Below are 20,367 nucleotides of genomic sequence, written 5' to 3'. Positions count from 1 at the left end.
GAGCTGCGTCAGTTCATCGAGCAATACGAGCAGCTTGATGCGGAGAAGAAGGACATCGCCGATCAGCAGAAGGAGCTGATGGGTGAGGCCAAAGCGCGGGGCTACAGCCCCAAGATCATGCGCAAGGTCATCGCGCTTCGCAAGCGCGACAAGGACGACGTGGCCGAGGAAGAGGCCATTCTTGAAATGTACAAAGCCGCACTGGGGATGATCTGATGGACTTCCTCGCCCCCAGCATTCATCGCGGGATCACCATCCACGAGCACGATGTCCCGGGCGCGCGCTTCAGCTGGACCCACGAGGAAACGGGATCAGCGGGGATCGCCCGGACCGCGGAGGAAGCCATCCGCCAGATCAGCGGGTTCTTGGGCCCTGATCCGGCCTGCCGCCTCTGCCAAGGTCACGGCACCGAGGATTGGGCGCTTCTCGCCTACGCCAGCTGCGCGAACTGCTTCCCGGAGGATGGGGCATGAAGGGCAACGAAGCGCCGTACCTCCATCCGGTCGGTTCATCCGGCATGGCAAGTCATGAGATGTGGAAGATGCGCAAGCAGCTCGGCTTGACGGGCCGGGAGTTCGCCCGCGCCTTGGGCATGAGCCCCAATGGCTACAAGCGCATTCGCGAATGGGAAGCCGGGCGCAGGCCGATCCCGCGCAGCATGTCCGAGCGCGTGCGTCGGCTGGAGGCTAAGGCGTGATGCGCGTGCTGATCGGCTGTGAAACCTCTGGCATCGCGCGGCGCGCCTTCGCTGCATTTGGGCATGACGTCTGGTCCTGCGACATCGAAGCGGCCGAGGATGGCAGCAACCGGCATATCCGGTGCGATATCCGCAATGGCATCCTGCAGGAGGGGTGGGACTTGCTGGCGGTCATGCATCCGCCCTGCACGCGCCTGTGCCGCTCCGGCCGCCGCTGGATGAGTGGACCCGGGAAGTGGACGCACCCAAAGCGGCTGCCCAAGGGCCGCAGCTGGGAGGACATGCGCACCGAATTTGAGCTTGGCGTTAGCATCTTCACCACATGCTGGACGGCACCGATCGAGCGGGTCGCCATCGAGAACCCGGAAATGAATGATCTGGCCCGTGATCGCATGCCTGCTGACCTCCCTGCACCGCATATGGTCCAGCCGCACTGGTTCGGGCATCCCGAATACAAGGCGACAGGATGGTATCTGCGCGGGCTGCCAGCGCTGGTAGCAACAGATCAGCTCGTCGAGCCCGTACGCGGATCCAACGAATGGAAGACATGGAACCGGGTCCACCGCATGTCACCGGGCCCAGAGCGCGCCCGGCTGCGCAGCAGGTCCTATCCTGGGATGATGCGCGCCGCAGCCGAGCAATGGCGCGGCCATGCGCTGGAAGAAGTCAGGAGGGTTGGGTGATCTCACCGCTTATGACGGCCGAAGAGGCCGCCGGGATGTTGCGCGTATCAACCAAGACCTTGCAGCGCCTTAGAACGCGAGGGTTGCCCTTTGTCATGCTGACCCCCGGCACTATCCGATATCGGAAAGACGATATCGACGCCTATCTACAGGAGCACACCGAATGCCATACCGCCCGAAAGGCACGCGCTACTGGCACTATGACTTCCAAGTCCGGGGTCGTAGATTTCACGGCTCTTGCGGAACAGAGGACTATGAGGAAGCGAAAGCAGTAGAGGCCGGCGCCCGAGTCGAAGCCCGCAATGCCCCAGAGGTCACTGGACATTTCAGCGTCTCACAAGCCCTTGGAACATACTGGACGGACATCTGCCAGCATCAGCCCAGTGCCAGAACTGCGCGCAGCCAAGGTAAAATGATTCTGACCGTCTTGGATGGCATAAAGCCCATGAGCGATCTCACCAATTCCGAACTGATGCGATACGTCGCTTCACGCCGCGCAACCGTTGCAAATGCTACCGTCAATCGCGAGCTGCAGATGCTTGGACGGGCTTTACGCCACATGGAGAAAATCCACGGCGCAGCCATGCCGAAGATCGACCTGAAAGCCGTGCAGACAGCCGAACCAGAAGAGCGGGTGCGCGAGCTGTCACCCGCCGAGCAAAAGCGCATGTTCAAGCACCTGCGCCCGGATTTGGCCCCATTCGTGACCTTCGCCCTGCTGACGGGCGCCAGGCTATCCACAATCACCGAGCTGCGATGGTCGGACATCGACCATGACAACCGGCGCATGACGTTTCGCCTCAAGGGTGGAGGCAAGATGAAATATCCGATCAGTCAGGAAATCGCAGATCTATTGGTAACCCTGCCAAGATCGGACCTGCCAACGCACAGCCGTTACGTGTTCACCTTCGAAGTCCAGAACAGGAAAGATCAGCGCAGAAAGATTGTCCCTAATGGAGGCGGGATCATGGAGGACTTTCGCAGCGCAATGGCAGCGGCGGAGATTGAAGATTTCAGATTCCACGACTTGCGCCACACATTTGCCACTCGCCTGCTGCGCCACACCGGCAACCTTAAGTTGGTGAGCCGTCTTTTGGGGCATAGCAAAGTCGAGACAACTGCGCGCTATGCCCACGTCCTAGACGGTGATCTGGCGCACGCACTCGACAGCCTTAGCCTTATGGGCGTTTCCCGAAGAAAGTCCCGAAGCGGAAGAAAAAAGGAATATTAATCATGACTCTGCAAAACACCTGGCAAGCCTTCCAAGCTGAATACGTGGGTTCGATTCCCATCACCCGCTCCAAATCTTTCCTCGGACATCTTTCGGAATTTGCGCCGTCGCGGGCGACGAATTCGTGCCGCTTTGACGCAGATTACGGCGGAAACGGGTGCATAAAGGCGGGGCGGCGGGGCCCGATCCCCTTGCACTGCGCATCACCGGGCCTATCTGCTTAGGGCAGAGGTCAGGGGTTGTCCCGGCCCGCAGGCTCTGGCAAGTCCTTGGGAAAGGGAACCGATGTCCGGCAAGGGAATGCAGCGACTGTCCTTCTTTCTGTTGATGGGGCTGACGCTTTACGCCTCGCTGTTCGGCGCGGCGTAAGGGGACCATTCATGGCCAAACGATTTGGCGGCCGCCACTCTCCCCAGCCTTATGAGCCCGTAGGCACCCGACCCGAGATCGCCCGCCCCATCCCGGGCGAGGTCGCGCATCCGCTGGAATCGCGCACCAAATGGATCACCATCTGCGGCACCCCCTTCCTGCTCAGCGCGTTTTTCCAGCCGCCGATGCTGATGGCGACCTGCCTTCTGGGCTTTGGCATGCTCGCCGCCGCCATGTGGCTGACGCGCGAGGGCCTGCAGGCCGAGGCCGCCTATGACGCGCGCCGCGTGGCGCGCCGCCCGGCCATTCCGCGCAAGCTGTTCGGCGGCATCCTGACCGGCCTTGGGCTGGCCGTCGGCGCCTATGAGCCCGGCGCTTTCGCGGGCGCGGGCGTCATCGGCGTGGTCGGTGCCTTGCTGCACTGGCTGTCCTTCGGCCCCGATCCCATGTCGGACAAGGGGATGGAGGGCGTCGACAGCTTCCAGCAGGACCGCGCCCATCGTATCATCGCCGAGGGTGAGGCGCTGCTGGATGCCATGGCCAGCGCCATCCGCCGCACCGGCGACCGGCGCCTTGAGGCTCGTGTCGGCCAGTTCTCGGCCACCGCACATCAGCTTTTCGCACAGGTCGAACAGAACCCCGGCGATCTGGGCGGCGTGCGCCGCTATTTGGGCGTCTATCTGCAAGGTGCCCGCGACGCGACGGTCAAATTCGCCGATCTTTACGCCCAGACCGGCGATCCCCGCGCGCGGCTGGACTATGAAAACCTGCTGAACGATCTGGAGACCGAATTCGCCGCCCGCACCCGCAAGCTGATCGAGGGTGGCCGGACGGATCTGGACATCGAAATCAGCGTGCTGCGCGACCGCCTTGCCCGCGAAGGCGTCCGCACGCCCTCGCCCTCGCCCACCCCCATCACCGAACAGCCGGGCCTCAACGAGGATCTGTTCCTGATGCCGGGGCAGCGGCAGGACCGTCGCTGAGCCCCGCATGCCACGTTTCGCACTGAAGATCGAATATGACGGCGGCCCGTTTGCCGGATGGCAGGCGCAGGCCAACCAGCCCAGCGTCCAGGGCGCCATCGAGGCCGCTCTGGCCCGGCTGGACCCAGGTTTCGCCGATGGCGCACGGATTGCCGCGGCCGGGCGAACCGATGCGGGCGTCCATGCCACGGGTCAGGTCGCCCATGCCGATCTGCAGAAGAATTGGGATGAGTTCCGGCTGGCTGAGGCGCTGAACTGGCACCTGAAGCCCGCCCCCGTGGCGATTGTCGCGGCGCGGCGCGTGCCGGATGATTTCCACGCCCGTTTTTCTGCGCTCGAGCGGCGCTATCTGTTCCGCCTCGTGTCGCGGCGCGCGCCGGTCACGCATGATCGCGGTCTGGTCTGGCAGGTGTTGCAGCCACTGGACGCTCAGGCAATGCGCGAAGGCGCGGCCCATCTGCTGGGGCTGCATGACTTCACCACCTTCCGCTCGACCATGTGCCAGTCGGCGAGCCCGGTGAAGACGCTGGATCAGATCGATATCGAGGAAGTCGCGATGCCGCACGGGCGCGAATTCCGCTTCACGCTGCGGGCCAGGTCATTTCTGCACAATCAGGTCCGCTCGATCGTCGGCACGCTGGAGCGGGTGGGCGCAGGCTCATGGAGCCCGGAGCGCGTCGCGACCGCCCTTGCCGCGCGCGACCGCGCGGCCTGCGGGCCGGTCTGTCCACCGCATGGCCTTTATCTGACGGGGGCGGAATACCCGGACGATCCGTTTCGGGACTAGGCACTCAAGCGGCTATTCGGCCGGGGTCTGATGGTCTTGAAGTGTGGTCAGTTTGACATGCTCGACCGAATATTTTTCCCGGGCGGGAACCCGGCGCGGACCACGTCCCTGCCAGTTCGGTTTCAGCACCGTCATCAGCGTGTTCCAGATGATCCACAGATCGACCCGCAGGCTGCGGCGGCGCTGATAGATCAGGTCCAGACGCAGCTTGGTGGGCAGGCAGCGCCGGTAATATGCACTCTCGGTCGCCTCGACCGTGGTGCAGCGTGCCATGATGCGGTCTTCATGCGCGTGATAGATCATCGTCGCAAGGCCAGTCACGCCGGGGCGATTGCGCAGCACCTGCGCATAGACGCGGGGGAAGCGCTCGACATATTCGCGCATCGGCGGGCGCGGGCCCACGAAGCTCATGTCGCCGCGAAGAATGTTGAAAAGCTGCGGCAGTTCATCGATCCGGGTGCGGCGCAAGACCCTGCCCGCACGGGTGATTCGCCAGTTCTTATGCGCCCCGCTGGCTCCGAAATCGCTTTCATCCAGCAACATGGTGCGGAACTTCAGCTGCCCGAATTCCTCGCCCGGTGCCCGCATGCGGCGCGCCACATAGAACAGCGGGCGGCCCTGCATGATCAGCAGGACAATCGACACCACCAGTATCACGACCGATAGTGGAATCAGCAGCAAAAGGGCGAAAACCACGTCAAACACACGTTTGCCGACGGTCATGCCCGCTTCGCCCGAACCGTGCTCACGCGCGATCCAAGTGGCATCTACACCTTTCAGAGAGGATAGATCACGGCAATCGGCTCTATCCCAATCGTGGTGAATCGTCACGACCCGTCTCGCTCATTAACATGCTGCCCGTTTGTTTTGTTTGCCGTAGCACAGGCCTAAGTCAAAAGAAACGCTTGCTGGCAAGATTTAGCCGTGACTCTTGAAGCACCGTGATCTTTCGGCCAGTCTTTGCGCATCGGTGGTTAGAAGGATGGCAGGATGCGAAAAGCACTGGTCGTACTGGACGACACCCGCGAATGCCTGAATGCGATCCGGTTCGCGGCCATGCGCGCGGCCAAGACCGGCGGCGGCGTGCAGGTCCTCGCCGTCATCCCGGCCGGAGAGATCCAGCACGGTATGGGCGTGGCCGAAGTCATGCGGGCCGAGGCCTATGAACGAATCGAAGCGCATTTCGAGGTTTTCGCGAAATGGATGCGCGACCGCCCCAAGGTCGAGCCCGAGCTGGTGGTGCGCGAAGGCGATCCGGGGACCGAGCTTCTGGCCCAGATCAACGACGACCCGGATATCGGCATCGTTGTGCTGGCGGCTTCCTCGGAAAGCGCGGGGCCGGGGCCGCTGGTCACGCGGATGCTGCGGGAAATGTCGAACCTTTCCTGCCCGGTGACCATCGTGCCGGGCGACATCTCTCGCGAGCGGCTGGAACAGATCACCTGATCCGCCGCCCGATGGGCTGTCAGAGGGGTGCGGCGGCTTGACTTGCCCCCCTCTGCGTCCCCATATCCAAGCCAAAGGAGCCGTGACATGTTCATCCAGACCGAAACCACCCCGAACCCCGCCACGCTGAAGTTCCTGCCGGGCGAGACGGTACTGTCCAGCGGCACCGCAGATTTCCCGCAGGCCGAAGCTGCGGCCTCCAGCCCGCTTGCCCATCGCATCTTTGCGGTTCCGGGTGTCAGCGGGGTTTTCCTCGGCTCGGACTTCGTCACCGTGACCAAGACGGATGAGGCGGTCTGGGATCATATCAAGCCCTCGGTTCTGGGCGCGATCATGGAGCATTACCAGTCCGGCGCCCCGGCCATCGAAACCGCGCCGACCGGCGACGGCCATGCCGCCCATGACGGCCCCGACGCCGAGATCGTCACCCAGATCAAGGAGCTGCTGGACACCCGCGTGCGTCCGGCCGTGGCGCAGGACGGTGGCGACATCACCTTCCACGGCTTTGACCGCGGCGTCGTCTATCTGCACATGCAGGGTGCTTGCGCGGGCTGCCCCTCCTCGACCCTGACGCTGAAAATGGGGATCGAGAACCTGCTGCGTCACTATATCCCCGAAGTGACCGAGGTCAGACCCGTTGCCTGACCTGCTGTCACTGGGCTTTGACACATCGGCCGCGCATTGCGCGGCCGCTTTGGTCTTGGGCGACCGCCTGCTGGCGCTGCGCGAGGAAGAGATGGCGCGCGGTCAGGCCGAGCGTCTGTTTCCGCTGCTGGATGAGCTTCTGGCCGAGGCGGGCAAGGTCTGGGCCGATCTGGATGTGATCGGCGTCGGGACCGGCCCCGGCAATTTCACCGGCATCCGCATCTCGGTCGCTGCAGCGCGCGGCCTTGCGCTGTCGCTAGGCATCCCGGCCATCGGCATCGGCGTGACCGAGGCCGCCGCCTACGGCCTGCCCCGCCCATGCCGGGTCGCCGTCCCCGCCCGCAATGGCGAGGTGTTCTTTCAGGATTTCGGCACCGACCCCGCCCAGCCCCTGCCCCTGCAAGCCGCCATTCACGACCTTCCTCCGGGCCCCGTCGTCTCACCCGCGCGGTTCCCGCGCGCCGAGGCGATTGCGCGTCTGGCGCTGGACCGGCGCGCGCTTCCCGACCTGCCGCGCCCGGCGCCGATCTATCTGCGCCCCGCCGATGCCGCGCCCGCGCGGGACCGGGGGCCGGTCATCCTGACATGACGCCCGAAGACCTGGCGCAGATCCACGCCGAGTGCTTTCCCGCGCATCCCCGCGCATGGTCCGGGCATGAGTTCGCCGAGCTTCTGGCCAGCACCGGAAGCTTCCTTCTGCCGCGCGCCCATGGCTTCCTGCTGGGCCGCGTCATCGCCGATGAGGCCGAGTTGCTGACACTCGCCGTCTCGCCCCTGGCGCGGCGCACAGGCACAGGTCAGTCGTTGGTGGGTGAATTCCTGACCCGCGCCGCAGAAATGGGCGCAAACACCGCCTTTCTGGAGGTTGCCTCGGACAATCTGCGCGCCCAGAGGCTTTACGCCCGCACCGGCTGGCAGCAGGCGGGGCTGCGGCGGAACTATTACGCAGCGGCAATCGACGCGCTGGTGCTGCGTCACGACCTTGGGCACAGACAAGACAGTTGACGGCTTAGCAGCCTTCGGGGCCTAATTCCTTGATCCTGGGCTGAATCGCCCGCCATCAATGCTGAGGTCCACAAATGTCCTTTCTGAAATCCCTGTTGGTCGGTACGGCGGCCTTCGCCCTGTTGCCCATGGCAGCACTTGCGGACCCGGCACTGATCTTCGACCTGGGCGGGAAGTTCGACAAATCCTTCAACGAGGCTGCCTATATGGGCGCCGAGCGCTGGAAGGCCGAAACCGGCGGCAGCTACAAGGAACTGGAAATGCAGTCCGAGGCGCAGCGCGAACAGGCTCTGCGTCGCCTGGCCGAGACCGGCGCGAACCCCATCGTCATGACCGGCTTTGCCTTTGCCGAGGTGCTGAAGAAGGTCGGCCCCGACTATCCCGACACCAAATTCGCCATCATCGATGCGGAAGTCGACCTGCCGAACGTGCAGTCCATCGTCTTCGCCGAGCCCGAGGGCAGCTATCTGGCGGGCGTGCTGGCCGCCATGGCCTCGAAATCCGGGACCGTGGGCTTCATCGGCGGCATGGATGTGCCGCTGATCCACAAGTTCGAATGTGGCTATGTTCAGGGCGTGAAGGCGCAGAACCCGGACGCCAAGGTCATCATCAACTATACCGGCACGACGCCCGCCGCCTGGAATGACCCGGTCAAGGGTGGTGAGCTGGTGAAGGCGCAGAAGTCACAAGGCGCGGACGTGATCTATGCGGCGGCGGGCGGCACCGGCATCGGCGTGCTGCAGACGGCCGCCGATGAGAGCATCCTGTCGATCGGCGTCGACAGCAACCAGAACCACCTGCACCCGGGCAAGGTGCTGACCTCGATGGTCAAGCGCGTCGACAACTCGGTCTTCGACGCCTTCACCGCTGGCGCGGATCTTGAGCCAGGGCTGAAGGTGATGGACCTGGCTTCGGACGGCGTGGCGCTGGCCATGGATGAAAACAACCAGCCGCTGATCACGCCCGAAATGCAGGCCGCCGTCGACAAGGCCTCGGCCGCGATCAAGGCGGGCGAGATCAAGCCGCATGATTACATGACGGACAACACCTGCCCGGTGCAGTAAATGGCGGTCCAGCCGGAACATCCCACCTCGCCGCAGATTGCGGCGGGGCAGGATCTGGCCATCGAGCTGCGCGGGATCTCGAAAGCCTTCGGGGCGGTGCAGGCCAACAAGTCGATTGATCTGGCCGTTCGGCGCGGCACGATCCACGGCATCATTGGCGAAAACGGGGCTGGAAAATCGACGTTGATGTCGATCCTTTACGGCTTTTATCGTCCTGATGAGGGCGAGATCCTGATCGGCGGCCAGCCGGTGGCGATCACCGACAGCCGCGCCGCGATCCGGGCCGGGATCGGCATGGTCTTTCAGCATTTCAAGCTGGTGCAGAATTTCACCGTGCTGGAAAACGTGATCCTCGGGGCCGAGGATGGCGCGCTTCTGCGCCCCTCGCTGGCGCGGGCACGCGGCGAATTGCAGCGGCTGGCCCGCGATTATGAGATGCAGGTCGACCCCGATGAGATCGTCGAAGAGCTGTCGGTCGGCCATCAGCAGCGGGTCGAGATCCTGAAGGCGCTGTATCGTCAGGCCGATATCCTGATTCTGGATGAGCCGACCGGCGTGCTGACGCCCGCCGAGGCCGACCATCTGTTCCGCGTGTTGCAGGGTCTGCGCGATGAGGGCAAGACCATCATCCTCATCACCCACAAGCTGCGCGAGATTATGAAGATCACCGACAATGTCTCGGTCATGCGGCGCGGCGAGATCGTGGGGACGGTCGCGACTGCGGACACCAACCCCACCGCGATGGCCGAGATGATGGTCGGGCGGAAGGTGATCCTGAAGGTCGACAAGGCTCCTGCCCGCCGCGGCGCGCCGGTGCTGGAGATCCGCGGGCTGCGCATGGTCGATGATGCGGGCGTCGAGCGGCTGCGGGGCATCGACCTTGATATCCGCGCGGGCGAGATTCTGGGCATTGCGGGCGTGGCCGGGAATGGCCAGTCGCAGCTTCTGGAGATCCTCGGCGGCTTTCCTGAGGTCGGAAGCAAACTTTCTGGCCGGATCGCCGTGAACGGGCACGAGCTGCCTTTGGACGGGCGCGGCGCGGACGGCCAGGCCCGGCGGCGCGCGGGCATCGGTCATGTCCCCGAGGACCGGCAGGTCGAGGGGCTGATCATGGATTTCGACGCCTGGGAAAACGCGGCCTTCGGCTATCACGACGCGCCCGAGTACAATCGCGGGTTGTTGATGGACAATGCCGCCATCCGCGAGGACGCGCGCGGCAAGATGGCCCGCTTCGACGTCCGGCCGCCCGATGTCGAGCTGGCGGCACGCAATTTCTCGGGCGGGAACCAGCAGAAGATCGTCGTCGCGCGCGAGATCGAGCGCAATCCCGACCTGCTGCTGGTGGGTCAGCCGACGCGTGGTGTCGACATTGGCGCGATCGAGTTCATCCACAAGCGCATCGTCGAGCTGCGCGATGCGGGCAAGGCGGTGCTGCTGGTCTCGGTCGAGTTGGATGAGATCATGGCGCTGTCGGACCGCATCGCGGTGATGTTCGACGGGCGGATCATGGGCGAGCGGCTGCCCGAGGAGGCGACGACGACCGCTTTGGGCTGTCTGATGGCGGGGATGGAGCCGGATGCGGGGCCTGTACAGGCGGCGGGCGGAGCGCGCACATGAGCGGTCGCACGCCTCCGGCGGGGGTATTTGGACAACGAAGAAGCAGGGCGCCTGTGCGGCGGGGCGGTGAGTGATGGAAAAGATGCCGAGATGGGCAGATGTGATCCTGACCCCGCTGATCTCGCTGGCGCTGGCCTTTGCGATTTCGGCGGTGGTGATTCTGGCCATTGGCGAAAGCCCGGTCGAGGCGCTGAAGGTGATGGTCGAGGGGGCGCTTGGTTCCAGCTATGGCTGGGGCAATACGCTGTATTACACGACGAATTACATCTTTACCGGGTTGGCGGTGGCCGTCGCCTATCATGCGGGTCTGTTCAACATCGGGGGCGAGGGTCAGGCGACCATGGGGGGTCTGGGCGTGGCGCTTTGCTGCCTGTTCATTCCCTGGCCGCATTGGACTCTGGCGCTTTTGGGGGCAGCGGTCGCGGGGGCGCTGTTTGGCGCGCTTTGGGCGCTGATCCCGGCCTGGCTGCAGGCCAAGCGCGGCAGCCATATCGTCATCACGACGATCATGTTCAATTTCATCGCCTATAACATCCTGACCCATCTGCTGAGCAAGACCCTGCGCCCTTTGGGCAGCATGGACCCGGCGACCGCGAACTTTCCGCCCGCCACGCATATTCCGGGGCTCTGGCAGCTGGCCGAGATGATGGGCTTTGCCTGGGGCAAGCATTCGCTGGCCAATGTGACGCTGTTCATCGCCCTGCTGATGGCCTTTCTGGTCTGGGTGCTGATCTGGCGCACCCGGCTGGGCTATGAGCTGCGCGCCTTTGGCAAGTCCGAGCCTGCCGCGCGCTATGCCGGGATCTCTCCGGTGCGGATCACCATCATCACCATGCTGATCTCGGGCGGGTTGGCCGGGATGATGGCCGTCAACAACGTCATGGGCATGTCCGAGCGGCTGATCCTGAATGCGGTCGAGGGCGCGGGCTTCTTCGGCATCGCGGTCGCGCTGATGGGGCGCAACCATCCGGTGGGCATCGTGCTGGCGGCGCTGCTTTTCGGGTTCCTGTTTCAGGGCGGAGCCGAGCTTTCGCTTTGGACCTCGATCCCGCGAGAACTGATCGCGGTCATTCAGGGGCTGGTGATCCTGTTCACCGGCGCGCTGGACAATATGGTCCGCCTGCCGCTGGAGCGGCTGTTCGCCGCGCGGCGCAGGAAAGAGGGGTGATGCCATGGATGTCATGACCGTCGTCCAGATTCTCGACAGCACCGTGCGGCTGATGACGCCTTTGCTGCTGGCCTGCCTTGCCGGGCTTTACTCCGAGCGGTCGGGGATTTTCGACATCGGGCTGGAAGGCAAGATGCTGATGGCCGCCTTTTCGGCCGGAGCCGTCGCCGCCCTGACCGGCAGCGCCGTGCTGGGGCTGCTGGCGGGCATTCTGGGATCGCTGGCGCTGGCGCTGGTGCATGGGCTGGCCTCGATCACCTTCCGGGGCAATCAGCTGATCTCGGGCGTGGCGATCAACCTGTTTGCGGGCGGGTTCACGGTGCTTGTCGGGCAAAAGCTGTTCGGGCTGGGGGGCAGGACGCCCCCGGTCAGCGGCAATGCCCGGTTTTCCGAGATCACCCTGCCCGGGGCCACGGCGATCCGCGACGTTCCGGTGATCGGCCCGATCTATTCCGAGATCATTTCGGGCCATTCGCCGCTGGTCTATCTGGCGCTGCTGGCCGTGCCGCTGACCTGGTGGGTGCTCTATCGCACGCGCTTCGGGCTGCGGCTGCGGGCGGTGGGCGAAAACCCGGCTTCGGTCGACACGGCGGGCATCTCGGTCACGCGGCTACGCTATTCCGCCGTGATGATCTGCGGCGTCCTGTGCGGGATCGCCGGGGCCTATATGGCGATCTCGCTGTCGGCGGGCTTCGTGAAGGACATGACCGCCGGGCGCGGCTATATCGCGCTGGCGGCGCTGATCTTTGCCAAATGGCGACCCTGGCATGCGCTTGGCGCGACATTCCTGTTCGGGCTGCTTGAGGCGATTTCGAACCGCTTTCCGCAGCTTCATCTGGGCCCGATCACCCTGTCGGAAAGCTTCATGCTGACCCTGCCCTATATCCTGACCGTGGTCATTCTGGCGGGCTTTGTCGGCCGCGCCATTCCGCCCCGCGCCGGAGGAGAGCCCTATGTCAAAGAGCGCTGAGCTGGCGCGTCTGATCCGCGACCGCGCCGAGGAAGCCGCGCCCGAATACGGGCTGATCCTGGGTTCGGGGCTGGGCCATCTGGCCTCGGCGGTGGAGGGCGTGGCGATTCCCTATGACGATCTGCCGGGGTTTCCGCATGCGGGCGTCTCGGGACATGTGCCGCAACTGGTGATCGGCACGCTGGAGGGCCGCCGCGTCGCAGTCTTTGGCGGGCGGGCGCATTACTACGAATCCGGTCGGGCCGATGTCATGCGTCTGCCGCTGGAGGTGCTGCGGGATCTGGGCTGTAAGCGGCTGATCCTGACCAATGCCGCAGGCTCGCTGCGTCCCGACCTGCCGCCGGGCGCGCTGATGCTGCTGAGCGACCACATCGCCTTTGCGGGCACCAACCCGCTGATCGGAGAGCCCTCGGAGGCGCGTTTCGTTCCGATGACGCAAGCGCATGACCCGCAGATGCGCGCGGCGCTGAAGCAGGCGGCCCAGGCCGAAGGGGTGGACCTCGGCGAAGGCGTCTATTGCTGGTTCTCGGGCCCCTCGTTCGAGACCCCGGCCGAGATCCGCGCCGCGAAAGTACTGGGCGCGGATGCGGTCGGCATGTCCACCGTGCCCGAGATCATTCTGGCGCGGTTTCTGGGGCTTCGCTGCGCCGCCGTCTCGGTCGTCACCAATATGGGTGCGGGGATGAGCGACGAATCCATCAGCCATGAGCATACCAAGGCCATGGCCCCGATCGGGGCTGCGAAGCTTGAGAAGGTGCTGCGGCGCTTCCTGCGCGGCTAGTTGAGCGCCGCCAGCGCGCCTTCGACCGCCCCGGCGGCGGCATCCAGATCGCGCAGGCTTTCCAGCGCCAGCACCGCGCCCCGGCCATCGTCGTGGCGCGCGCGGTGGCTGTCATAGCGCGGGTCGTAATGGTCGCGCATCAACCCCTCGGCCAGCACCGGCCAGTCGCGCGCCTCGACCAGCGCGAGCCAGTGGCGGATCCGCTCACCCGGGTGCTGGGGACGAAGGCGTTCGATGATGCGGGCCACCTCGGCGGGATCGGCGGTGGCCTCGGCATAGAAGCCGGCGGTGTAGCGCGCGCGCTCCTCGACGGGGACGGTCAGGCGCAGGCGGGGCGCATCGCAGATCGCGCGCCAAAGGACGCTGGGCACCACCAGATCGCCGACGCGAGAGCTTTCGGCCTCGACCAGCACCGGCCGCGCGGGGTCCAGCGCCTCAAGCGCCAGCGCGATGCGGCTTTCGAACATCTTCTGCGAAGGCTGGCCGCCCGGCATCGCGCCAAACAGGCTGCCGCGGTGGTTCGCCATGCCCTCAAGGTCGATGACCTGATGACCGCGCAGGGCCAGCCGCTGCAGGATCTCTGTCTTGGCGCTGCCGGTGTTGCCGTCAAGGACGATGACCGGCGAGGGCACCGGCTGGAGCTGCACCCGCGTGACAATCAGCGACCGCCACGCCTTGTAGCCGCCGTCGATGCGCTCGGCCCGCCAGCCGATCTGCTTCAGGATCGTCTCGAACGAGCCCGAGCGCTGGCCGCCGCGCCAGCAATAGACCAAGGGCTTCCACGCGCCGCCGAACTGCGCCAGCGACCCGGCGATATGGCGTGCGGCGTTGGCCGCGACCAGCGCGCCACCGATCTTGCGGGCATCGAAGGGGGAGATCTGCTTGTAGATCGTGCCGACCTGGGCACGTTCTTCATCCGACAGCACCGGCAGGTTGATCGCACCGGGCAGGTGATCCTCGGCGAACTCCGACGGAGAGCGGACGTCGATCACGCTGTCGAACCCGGCCAGCGCCGGATCCGACAATGAGCTTAATGTCAGTACCACTTAGTAGACGTAGACCGGCGTGCCATCCGGCACCTGATCGAACAGCGCCATCACCGCCTCGTTGCGCATGCGGATGCAGCCGTTCGAGACCGCGCGCCCGATCGAGCCCGGCTCGGTCGTGCCGTGGATGCGGATGGCGGTGTCATTGCCGCGTGCGTCGTAAAGATACAGCGCCCGTGCGCCCAGCGGGTTCGTCGGGCCGCCCGGCATGCCGTCGGCCCATTTCGCATATTGCCCGGGGTTGCGCTTGATCATGTCGGGCGTGGGCGTCCAGCTGGGCCATTCGGCCTTGCGCCCGACAGTGGCGCGGCCACGCCAGACCAGCTCATTGCGGCCCACGGCGACGCCATAGCGGACCGCACGGCCCGGCGCGATGACATGGTAAAGGAAGAAGTCGCGGCTGACGACCACGATGCTGCCCACCTCGAAATCGCTGCGGATCGCGACTTCGGTCGGGGCATAGGGATCACGCGCGGCGGTGGCTTGCGCGTTGGCACGCGGCGCAGGGGGCAGCGCCTCTGCCAGCAACACCGAAGGCACGGCGATCAGGGGCAGGGACATCATCAGCAGCTGGCGACGGTTCATCATTCAGTCCTGGACATCTTGGGGATTTTCCTTTGCGGTAATGCTTTCGCGGGAATTATTCAACTCAAAGCGCCGTGACGCGGGTGGTTTCGCGACGTCGCGTGGCGCGGCTGCATCCCGGCGCTGACGGCGGCGTGATCGGGCCAGTGATTGCCCTGCCCCGCCAATCGGCCTAGGCCTGTCTGAGCGCGAGCCCATCTGACCGCGAACCTGCCTGACCGCGACCGGAGACTGCAATGTTCCTGCGCCTCATCACGCTTCTGGCCCTTCTGGCCCTACCCGCAGGCGCCGCGCCCCTGCGCATCCTGGCCTTCGGCGACAGCATCACCGAGGGCTATGGCCTGCCCGCCGATCAGGGGCTGGTGCCGCAACTGCAGGACTGGCTGAAGGCGCGCGGCCATGATGACATCCAGATCGTCAATGCCGGGGCCTCGGGCGACACCAGCTATGGCGGGCGGGTCCGCATCGCGATCTCGCTGCGCAGGCATGCCCCTGTTGACGCGGTGCTGGTGGAGCTCGGCGGGAACGACCTGCTGATGGGCTGGTCCGCCGAACAGACCCGGACCAACCTCGACGCCGTGTTGGAGCAGGCGGGCGCGGGCGGACGGCCCCTGCTGCTGGCGGGCATCGCCAACCCCGAGCATGACACGGCGCTGAAGGCGGAATGGGCGGCCATCTGGCCGAAACTGGCGCGCAAGCATGATGCGCTGCTGGTGCCGAATATCTATGCCGCCGTGGCCGAGGACAGCCGCGCCATGCGTCGGGTCTTCCTGCAGGATGACGGCATCCACCCCTCGGCCCGGGGCGTCGCGATGATCGTCGAGCTGATCGGCCCCAAGGTCGAGGAACTCGCGATCCGCGCGCGGGCGAAGGCCCCGGCCGAATAGCCAGGGCCCCGCGTCACAGGCTCAGTGCGCGTGGCTTTCGCCGCCCGCATCCGCCTTGCGGTCATTGTCGACCGGCAGCTTCGCCTCGACCGTGCCGCAATCGCCGAAATCCAGCGTCAGCGCGACCTCATCGCCATTGGCCAGAGGCTGCGTCAGCCCCATCAGCATGACGTGATCGCCGCCGCGCGCCAGCGTGGCCTCGCCGCCTGCGGGCACCACGATGGGATCGGCGGGCAGCATCTTCATCACGCCATCGACCTCTTTGCTGGTGTGCAGCTCGGCCTTTTCCGAGGCCGGGGTCTGGACCGAGGCCAGCGTGCAATCCGCCGTCCCGCTGTTCATCAGCGTCATGAATGCCGCGCCCGAGCGGGGGTTGGCGGCGCGGGCATAGCCGTCATGGACCATGATGGCGCTGCCCTCGGCCAGCGCGGCAAGGGGCAGTCCGGTCAGCAGCACGGTTGCGATCAGTTTTTTCATAGCGGAAATCCTTCATCTGCATTCTGTCGTCTTCAGGTCAGGCAAGACCCTGGGGCGCGGCGGGTCCCGCGCCCGTGCGGGCGTGGCCTCTTGCGCAGCAGGCAGATGCGCCCGGTCGAAATGCTGGAAGGAATGGCTGTTTGCGGCAACCGCAGGGGTCGCATCCGGCGCGGCGACGGCATGCAGCAGCGACAGCGCCATATCGGGGCAATAGACGGGCGCCTTGATCGGCGTGCCATCGGGGCCAATCTCGACCACGCTGACGGTGCCGCCTGCGCACAGGACGATCTGCCCGGCGACCTGCGTCTGGCCCCGCGCCACGGCCAGCGACTGGCCCATCAGGACCAGCAGCAAACTCAGGGCAAGGGGCAGGAGGCGCGTCATGTCAGCAGGTTACCTTGTCAGCCAAGGCACCGCAGCCCGTTATTTTGCCGCAGCCCCCGGCCCGAATGGGCGTCAGACAGCAAAAAGCCCCACCGTTTCCGGCAGGGCACCTTGCATCCGCAAGCTGGATCGAATCAGGCTTTGCCCAGTTCGCGCTTGATCTTCAGCGCGCGATCCGAAAGCTCGACGTCTTTCGCTTTCGCCAGATAGGCGTCCAGGCCACCACGGTGATCGACCGAGCGCAGCGCAGCAGCCGAAATGCGCAGCGAGAAGCTGCGGCCCAGCTTGTCCGAGATCAGCGAAACTTCGTTGAGGTTCGGCAGAAAACGGCGACGGGTCTTGTTGTTGGCGTGGGAGATGTTGTTCCCGCTCATCGGGCCCTTGCCGGTCAGTTCGCAAACGCGCGACATGATCTTGTTCCTTCGTTTCGATCCAGCACGGGCGGGGGGCCCGCAAATTTGAAAGGGCGCCGCGAAACAGCGCCCGGAAATCTATCAGGCGGAAATACGGATTCGGGCCAGCCTCGTCAAGCCTTTTTGGCATCCTGCCCGGCAACCGCCCCGGTCTGGGCCTGAAATCTGTGCGCCAGATCCACCATGGCCTCGCGCCAGGGGAATGGCCCATAGGATATCCGCGCGACCCCCAGCTTGGCCAGAGCCATAATGTCAGGTGCCGAAGGTGTCTTCATCACATTGACTGGCAAGGGAGAATCGCGGCACAGCGCCTCGATCAGCGCGGGCGCGACAAGGCCCGGCGCGAAAAAGCCGTCCGCCCCCGCATCGGCATAGGCGCGGGCGCGGGTGACCGCCTCGGGCAGCAGCGCGGCATGCGCGTCTGCCGGGTTTTGCAGAAAAAGATCAGTGCGGGCGTTCAGGAAAAGCCCCGGCGCACCGTCGCGCAACGCCTTGATGCGGGGCATTTGCGCCTTCAGCGGGCGAATCCCCGCCTCGGGCGGGATGCCGTCTTCGAAATTGCACCCCTGCGCGCCGGTGTCAGTCAGACGCGCCGCATTCTCGGCCAGTTCGACGGGGTCCTCGGCATAGCCGCTTTCGAAATCGACGCTCAGCGGCACCTCGACCGAGGCCGCGATGCGGGTGCAGATGGTCAGCAACAGGTCCAGCGGCAGCGCCTGCCCGTCCGGATAGCCCATCGCCCCCGCGACCGAGACGCTGCCGGTCGCGACCGCCGGCGCCCCTGCCCCGGCAACCGCCCGCGCGCTGCCCGCGTCCCAGATGTTCCACAGGACCAGCGGCGTGCCGGGAATATGCAGGTTCTTGAAATTGCTCATGTCTATCTCCGATAGGTGGCTTCAATCGCGATCAGTTTTTCCTTCCGCCAGAGGCCGCCGCCATAGCCGGTCAGCGTGCCATCCGCGCCGATCACCCGGTGGCAGGGGATCAGAATGGCGATCTGGTTCGCCCCATTGGCCCCGGCCACGGCGCGCACGGCCATGGGCTGGCCGATCTCGGCCGCAAGCTGGGAATAGCTGCGGGTCGCGCCTGCGGGGATACGCTGCAACTGCTGCCAGACGCGGCGCTGAAACTCGGTCCCGTGCAGCGCCAGCGGGACGGTGAAGCCCGCGTCCCGGCCGCTGAAGAAGCCGTCGAGTTGCGCCTCCAGCAGGTCCATCGCCTTGGTGCGGGCGAATCCGATCCGCCCCTTCGCGCCCTTCGACAGGCGGCGCAACTCGGTTGGCAGGGCCTTGCGGCTGGTGAACTCCAGCAAATGCACGCGGTCGGGGTCAGCGACGACGATCATCCCGCCCAAAAGTGTGTCGATCCAGTCGGCGGCCAGTTCCGCCTGCCCGGTCATCTGGAAGGGCGCATGGCCGAAAAGCCGCGCGAAGGCCTGACGAAATCCGTTGGCGGAATCGAAACCGGCCTCTAGCTGGGCGTCGAACACCGGCTCTTCCGCGACCAGCCGCGCCACGCCGGTGCGCATCCGCGCCTGCCGGGCCATTTCCAAAAAGGTGGTGCCGAAATGGCGACGGAAGGCCCGGCGCACGGTGGTGGGGTCCAGCCCCATGGCCACCAGATCGCTTTCCAGCCAACGGCGCGCGGGGTCGGCCTCAAGCGCGGCCAGCAGGCGCATGACCATCGCATCGCCCGCCGCCTGCGGCCCTTCCGGATGGCAGCGCAGGCAGGGGCGAAAGCCCGCAGCCGCCGCCCCTGCCGCATCGGAAAACCAGCGGCAGTTCTCGGCCTTCGGCTTGCGGGCGGGACATGTCAGGCGGCAAAAGATCCCGGTCGAGGTCACGCCGACAAGGGCGCGCCCCTCAAAAGCGGGATCGCGGTTCAGAAGGGCCTGATACAGCACAGCATCTGGCGGAAGAGGTCGGTCAAACATGGTCGGTTCCCTGATCATGGGACCGACCCTAAGCGATTCGCCGCGCCCCCGCGCCACGGAATCCGGCGTTGAATTCGAAGGGCGCGGATTTCAGCCCTGCGCCAGCCAGTCCAGCATGTCCGAGGCCGCGAGTTCGGGCGAAGTCTCGCCTGCGGCCACCGCCTCGCCCAGACGTGCGACGCGTTCGCGGACCGGCAGGGAATCCAGCCGCGCCAGCAGGCCTGCGCGCAACTCGCTGACGAACCAGTGGCGGGCCTGCTCGGAGCGGCGTCGGTCGAAATGGCCATGCTCGCGCCGCCAGTCGGCCAGATAGGTCATATTCTCCCAGGCTTTCTCCAGCCCGTCGCCGGTATAGGCCGAGACCGGCAGCGCCTTGGGGAATTCCGCGGGGTCGTAGGAGCGCTTGCGCAACAGCCGCAGCGCGCCTGCGTAATCGGCCACCGTCCGCATCGCGGTCGAGCGCAGCTCTCCGTCGGCCTTATTCACCAGAACGATGTCGGCAATCTCCATGATGCCGCGCTTCACGCCCTGCAATTCGTCGCCGCCCGCCGGGGCCAGCAGCAGGATGAACAGGTCCGACATCTCGGCCACCAGCGTTTCGGACTGGCCGACGCCGACCGTCTCGATCAGCACGACGTCAAAGCCCGCCGCCTCGCACAGGCGCACGGTTTCCCGCGTGCGCCGCGCCACGCCTCCCATCTCGGCCCGCGAGGGCGAGGGGCGGATGAAGGCATTCGGATCGCGCGACAGCGTCTCCATCCGGGTCTTGTCGCCCAGGATCGAGCCGCCCGACCGCGCCGAGCTGGGGTCAACGGCCAGCACCGCGACCTTCAGCCCCTGCGCCGTCAGCATCTTGCCGAAGGCCTCGATGAAGGTCGATTTGCCGACGCCGGGCGTACCCGACAGCCCGATACGCAAAGCCTGCCGCTGCGGCAGTTCAGAGAGCAACTGCAAGGCGCGGGCGCGGTGGTCCGGGCGCGTGCTTTCGATCAGCGTGATGGCCCGAGACAGCGCACGGCGGTTGCCATCGATCAGGTCCTGCGTCAGTTCATCCATCGGCCCGTCCCAGATTCCATGAAGCCCGCATCGGCCGGGCTTTCGCTTGCGGGGCCGTTGGCCCGCGTTTCTCCTTTGGATAATCGAGCCGCAAAAGCAAGTAAACCAAACGGCGCACGCGCGGGGCGCCGCGCGTCTTG

At 65.6% G+C, this 20,367-nt stretch carries 27 protein-coding genes; 18 read left to right on the top strand and 9 right to left on the bottom strand.

Going from position 1 to position 20,367, the window contains the following annotated elements; all coding sequences use genetic code 11:
- The 8 genes from IQ24_RS16580 to truA all read left to right on the top strand — a co-directional run.
- Positions 1 to 216 (top strand): DUF2312 domain-containing protein (locus IQ24_RS16580; protein WP_145399399.1); only part of this gene is annotated, 216 nt, incomplete at its 5' end.
- On the top strand, positions 216 to 473 hold the full coding sequence (locus tag IQ24_RS16575; protein ID WP_145399398.1) for a hypothetical protein: 258 nt from the start codon (positions 216 to 218) through the stop codon (positions 471 to 473). The genes IQ24_RS16580 and IQ24_RS16575, both read left to right, overlap by 1 nt.
- Complete coding sequence (locus tag IQ24_RS16570; protein ID WP_145399397.1) at positions 470 to 697, top strand: helix-turn-helix domain-containing protein; 228 nt, start codon at positions 470 to 472, stop codon at positions 695 to 697. The genes IQ24_RS16575 and IQ24_RS16570 overlap by 4 nt, the downstream gene beginning before the upstream one ends.
- A complete protein-coding gene (locus tag IQ24_RS16565; protein ID WP_145399396.1) occupies positions 697 to 1,380 on the top strand; it encodes a hypothetical protein in 684 nt (227 codons plus the stop codon). Before IQ24_RS16570 ends, IQ24_RS16565 begins: the two co-directional genes overlap by 1 nt.
- Positions 1,338 to 1,655 (top strand): helix-turn-helix domain-containing protein, encoded by a 318-nt coding sequence (locus IQ24_RS20610; protein ID WP_422386286.1) that lies wholly within the window; start codon positions 1,338 to 1,340, stop codon positions 1,653 to 1,655. The genes IQ24_RS16565 and IQ24_RS20610 overlap by 43 nt, the downstream gene beginning before the upstream one ends.
- Positions 1,544 to 2,611: a tyrosine-type recombinase/integrase gene (locus IQ24_RS16555; protein ID WP_145399394.1), complete on the top strand. Its 1,068-nt coding sequence runs from the start codon at positions 1,544 to 1,546 to the stop codon at positions 2,609 to 2,611. The genes IQ24_RS20610 and IQ24_RS16555 overlap by 112 nt, the downstream gene beginning before the upstream one ends.
- Positions 2,612 to 2,991: 380 nt before the next feature.
- On the top strand, positions 2,992 to 3,963 hold the full coding sequence (locus tag IQ24_RS16550; protein ID WP_145399393.1) for a 5-bromo-4-chloroindolyl phosphate hydrolysis family protein: 972 nt from the start codon (positions 2,992 to 2,994) through the stop codon (positions 3,961 to 3,963).
- A gap of 7 nt (positions 3,964 to 3,970) precedes the next feature.
- Positions 3,971 to 4,750, top strand: a complete 780-nt coding sequence (gene truA, locus IQ24_RS16545) for a tRNA pseudouridine(38-40) synthase TruA (RefSeq protein WP_145399392.1) — start codon at positions 3,971 to 3,973, stop codon at positions 4,748 to 4,750.
- A gap of 12 nt (positions 4,751 to 4,762) precedes the next feature.
- Here the strand turns inward: truA and IQ24_RS16540 are convergent, their stop codons facing one another.
- On the bottom strand, positions 4,763 to 5,473 hold the full coding sequence (locus IQ24_RS16540; RefSeq protein ID WP_199756619.1) for a sugar transferase: 711 nt from the start codon (positions 5,471 to 5,473) through the stop codon (positions 4,763 to 4,765).
- 267 nt (positions 5,474 to 5,740) lie between these two features.
- On the opposite strand from IQ24_RS16540, the gene IQ24_RS16535 reads away from it, so the two are divergent.
- The 9 genes from IQ24_RS16535 to IQ24_RS16495 all read left to right on the top strand — a co-directional run bounded on the left by IQ24_RS16535 (position 5,741) and on the right by IQ24_RS16495 (position 13,446).
- Positions 5,741 to 6,196 (top strand): universal stress protein, encoded by a 456-nt coding sequence (locus IQ24_RS16535; protein WP_145399390.1) that lies wholly within the window; start codon positions 5,741 to 5,743, stop codon positions 6,194 to 6,196.
- An 87-nt stretch (positions 6,197 to 6,283) separates the two neighbouring features.
- Positions 6,284 to 6,841: a NifU family protein gene (locus IQ24_RS16530; RefSeq protein ID WP_145399389.1), complete on the top strand. Its 558-nt coding sequence runs from the start codon at positions 6,284 to 6,286 to the stop codon at positions 6,839 to 6,841.
- Positions 6,834 to 7,430, top strand: a complete 597-nt coding sequence (gene tsaB, locus IQ24_RS16525; protein ID WP_145399388.1) for a tRNA (adenosine(37)-N6)-threonylcarbamoyltransferase complex dimerization subunit type 1 TsaB — start codon at positions 6,834 to 6,836, stop codon at positions 7,428 to 7,430. The genes IQ24_RS16530 and tsaB overlap by 8 nt, the downstream gene beginning before the upstream one ends.
- Positions 7,427 to 7,846, top strand: a complete 420-nt coding sequence (locus tag IQ24_RS16520) for a GNAT family N-acetyltransferase (RefSeq protein WP_145399387.1) — start codon at positions 7,427 to 7,429, stop codon at positions 7,844 to 7,846. The genes tsaB and IQ24_RS16520 overlap by 4 nt, the downstream gene beginning before the upstream one ends.
- Before the next feature lie 74 nt (positions 7,847 to 7,920).
- Positions 7,921 to 8,910, top strand: a complete 990-nt coding sequence (locus IQ24_RS16515) for a BMP family lipoprotein (RefSeq protein WP_145399386.1) — start codon at positions 7,921 to 7,923, stop codon at positions 8,908 to 8,910.
- Positions 8,911 to 10,527 (top strand): ABC transporter ATP-binding protein, encoded by a 1,617-nt coding sequence (locus tag IQ24_RS16510; protein WP_145399385.1) that lies wholly within the window; start codon positions 8,911 to 8,913, stop codon positions 10,525 to 10,527.
- A 73-nt stretch (positions 10,528 to 10,600) separates the two neighbouring features.
- Positions 10,601 to 11,695, top strand: coding sequence for an ABC transporter permease (locus IQ24_RS16505; protein ID WP_145399384.1), 1,095 nt, complete (start codon positions 10,601 to 10,603; stop codon positions 11,693 to 11,695).
- A 4-nt stretch (positions 11,696 to 11,699) separates the two neighbouring features.
- Positions 11,700 to 12,665, top strand: coding sequence for an ABC transporter permease (locus IQ24_RS16500; RefSeq protein WP_145399383.1), 966 nt, complete (start codon positions 11,700 to 11,702; stop codon positions 12,663 to 12,665).
- Positions 12,649 to 13,446 carry a purine-nucleoside phosphorylase gene (locus IQ24_RS16495; protein ID WP_145399382.1) on the top strand — a complete coding sequence of 266 codons (798 nt, stop codon included), beginning with the start codon at positions 12,649 to 12,651 and terminating at the stop codon, positions 13,444 to 13,446. Before IQ24_RS16500 ends, IQ24_RS16495 begins: the two co-directional genes overlap by 17 nt.
- Here IQ24_RS16495 and mnmH read toward each other — a convergent pair.
- Together mnmH and IQ24_RS16485 are read right to left on the bottom strand one after the other, a co-directional pair.
- Entirely contained in the window at positions 13,443 to 14,492 is a 1,050-nt protein-coding gene (gene mnmH, locus IQ24_RS16490) for a tRNA 2-selenouridine(34) synthase MnmH (RefSeq protein WP_145399381.1), read from the bottom strand. The genes IQ24_RS16495 and mnmH overlap by 4 nt on opposite strands.
- Complete coding sequence (locus tag IQ24_RS16485; RefSeq protein ID WP_145399380.1) at positions 14,493 to 15,077, bottom strand: L,D-transpeptidase; 585 nt, start codon at positions 15,075 to 15,077, stop codon at positions 14,493 to 14,495.
- Positions 15,078 to 15,313: 236 nt separating this feature from the next.
- On the opposite strand from IQ24_RS16485, the gene IQ24_RS16480 reads away from it, so the two are divergent.
- On the top strand, positions 15,314 to 15,964 hold the full coding sequence (locus IQ24_RS16480) for an arylesterase (RefSeq protein WP_145399379.1): 651 nt from the start codon (positions 15,314 to 15,316) through the stop codon (positions 15,962 to 15,964).
- Between the two features lie 21 nt (positions 15,965 to 15,985).
- Here IQ24_RS16480 and IQ24_RS16475 read toward each other — a convergent pair whose 3' ends face one another.
- From IQ24_RS16475 to meaB, 6 genes are all read right to left on the bottom strand, one after another.
- Positions 15,986 to 16,441, bottom strand: coding sequence for a copper chaperone PCu(A)C (locus IQ24_RS16475; RefSeq protein ID WP_145399378.1), 456 nt, complete (start codon positions 16,439 to 16,441; stop codon positions 15,986 to 15,988).
- Between the two features lie 12 nt (positions 16,442 to 16,453).
- Positions 16,454 to 16,825, bottom strand: a complete 372-nt coding sequence (locus IQ24_RS16470; RefSeq protein WP_145399377.1) for a hypothetical protein — start codon at positions 16,823 to 16,825, stop codon at positions 16,454 to 16,456.
- A gap of 134 nt (positions 16,826 to 16,959) precedes the next feature.
- Positions 16,960 to 17,235, bottom strand: a complete 276-nt coding sequence (gene rpmB, locus IQ24_RS16465) for a 50S ribosomal protein L28 (RefSeq protein WP_145399376.1) — start codon at positions 17,233 to 17,235, stop codon at positions 16,960 to 16,962.
- 116 nt (positions 17,236 to 17,351) lie between these two features.
- Positions 17,352 to 18,113 carry an isocitrate lyase/PEP mutase family protein gene (locus IQ24_RS16460; protein WP_145399375.1) on the bottom strand — a complete coding sequence of 254 codons (762 nt, stop codon included), beginning with the start codon at positions 18,111 to 18,113 and terminating at the stop codon, positions 17,352 to 17,354.
- Between the two features lie 2 nt (positions 18,114 to 18,115).
- Complete coding sequence (locus IQ24_RS16455; protein ID WP_145399374.1) at positions 18,116 to 19,171, bottom strand: bifunctional transcriptional activator/DNA repair enzyme AdaA; 1,056 nt, start codon at positions 19,169 to 19,171, stop codon at positions 18,116 to 18,118.
- Between the two features lie 90 nt (positions 19,172 to 19,261).
- Positions 19,262 to 20,227 carry a methylmalonyl Co-A mutase-associated GTPase MeaB gene (meaB, locus tag IQ24_RS16450; protein ID WP_145399373.1) on the bottom strand — a complete coding sequence of 322 codons (966 nt, stop codon included), beginning with the start codon at positions 20,225 to 20,227 and terminating at the stop codon, positions 19,262 to 19,264.
- Positions 20,228 to 20,367 lie beyond the last annotated feature (140 nt).

This window comes from Paracoccus sulfuroxidans, assembly GCF_007830335.1.
GTDB classification, from domain to species: Bacteria; Pseudomonadota; Alphaproteobacteria; order Rhodobacterales; family Rhodobacteraceae; genus Paracoccus; species Paracoccus sulfuroxidans.
The sequence above is the reverse complement of the archived record's forward strand: the minus strand, read 5'-3'. Positions and strand labels throughout refer to the sequence as shown.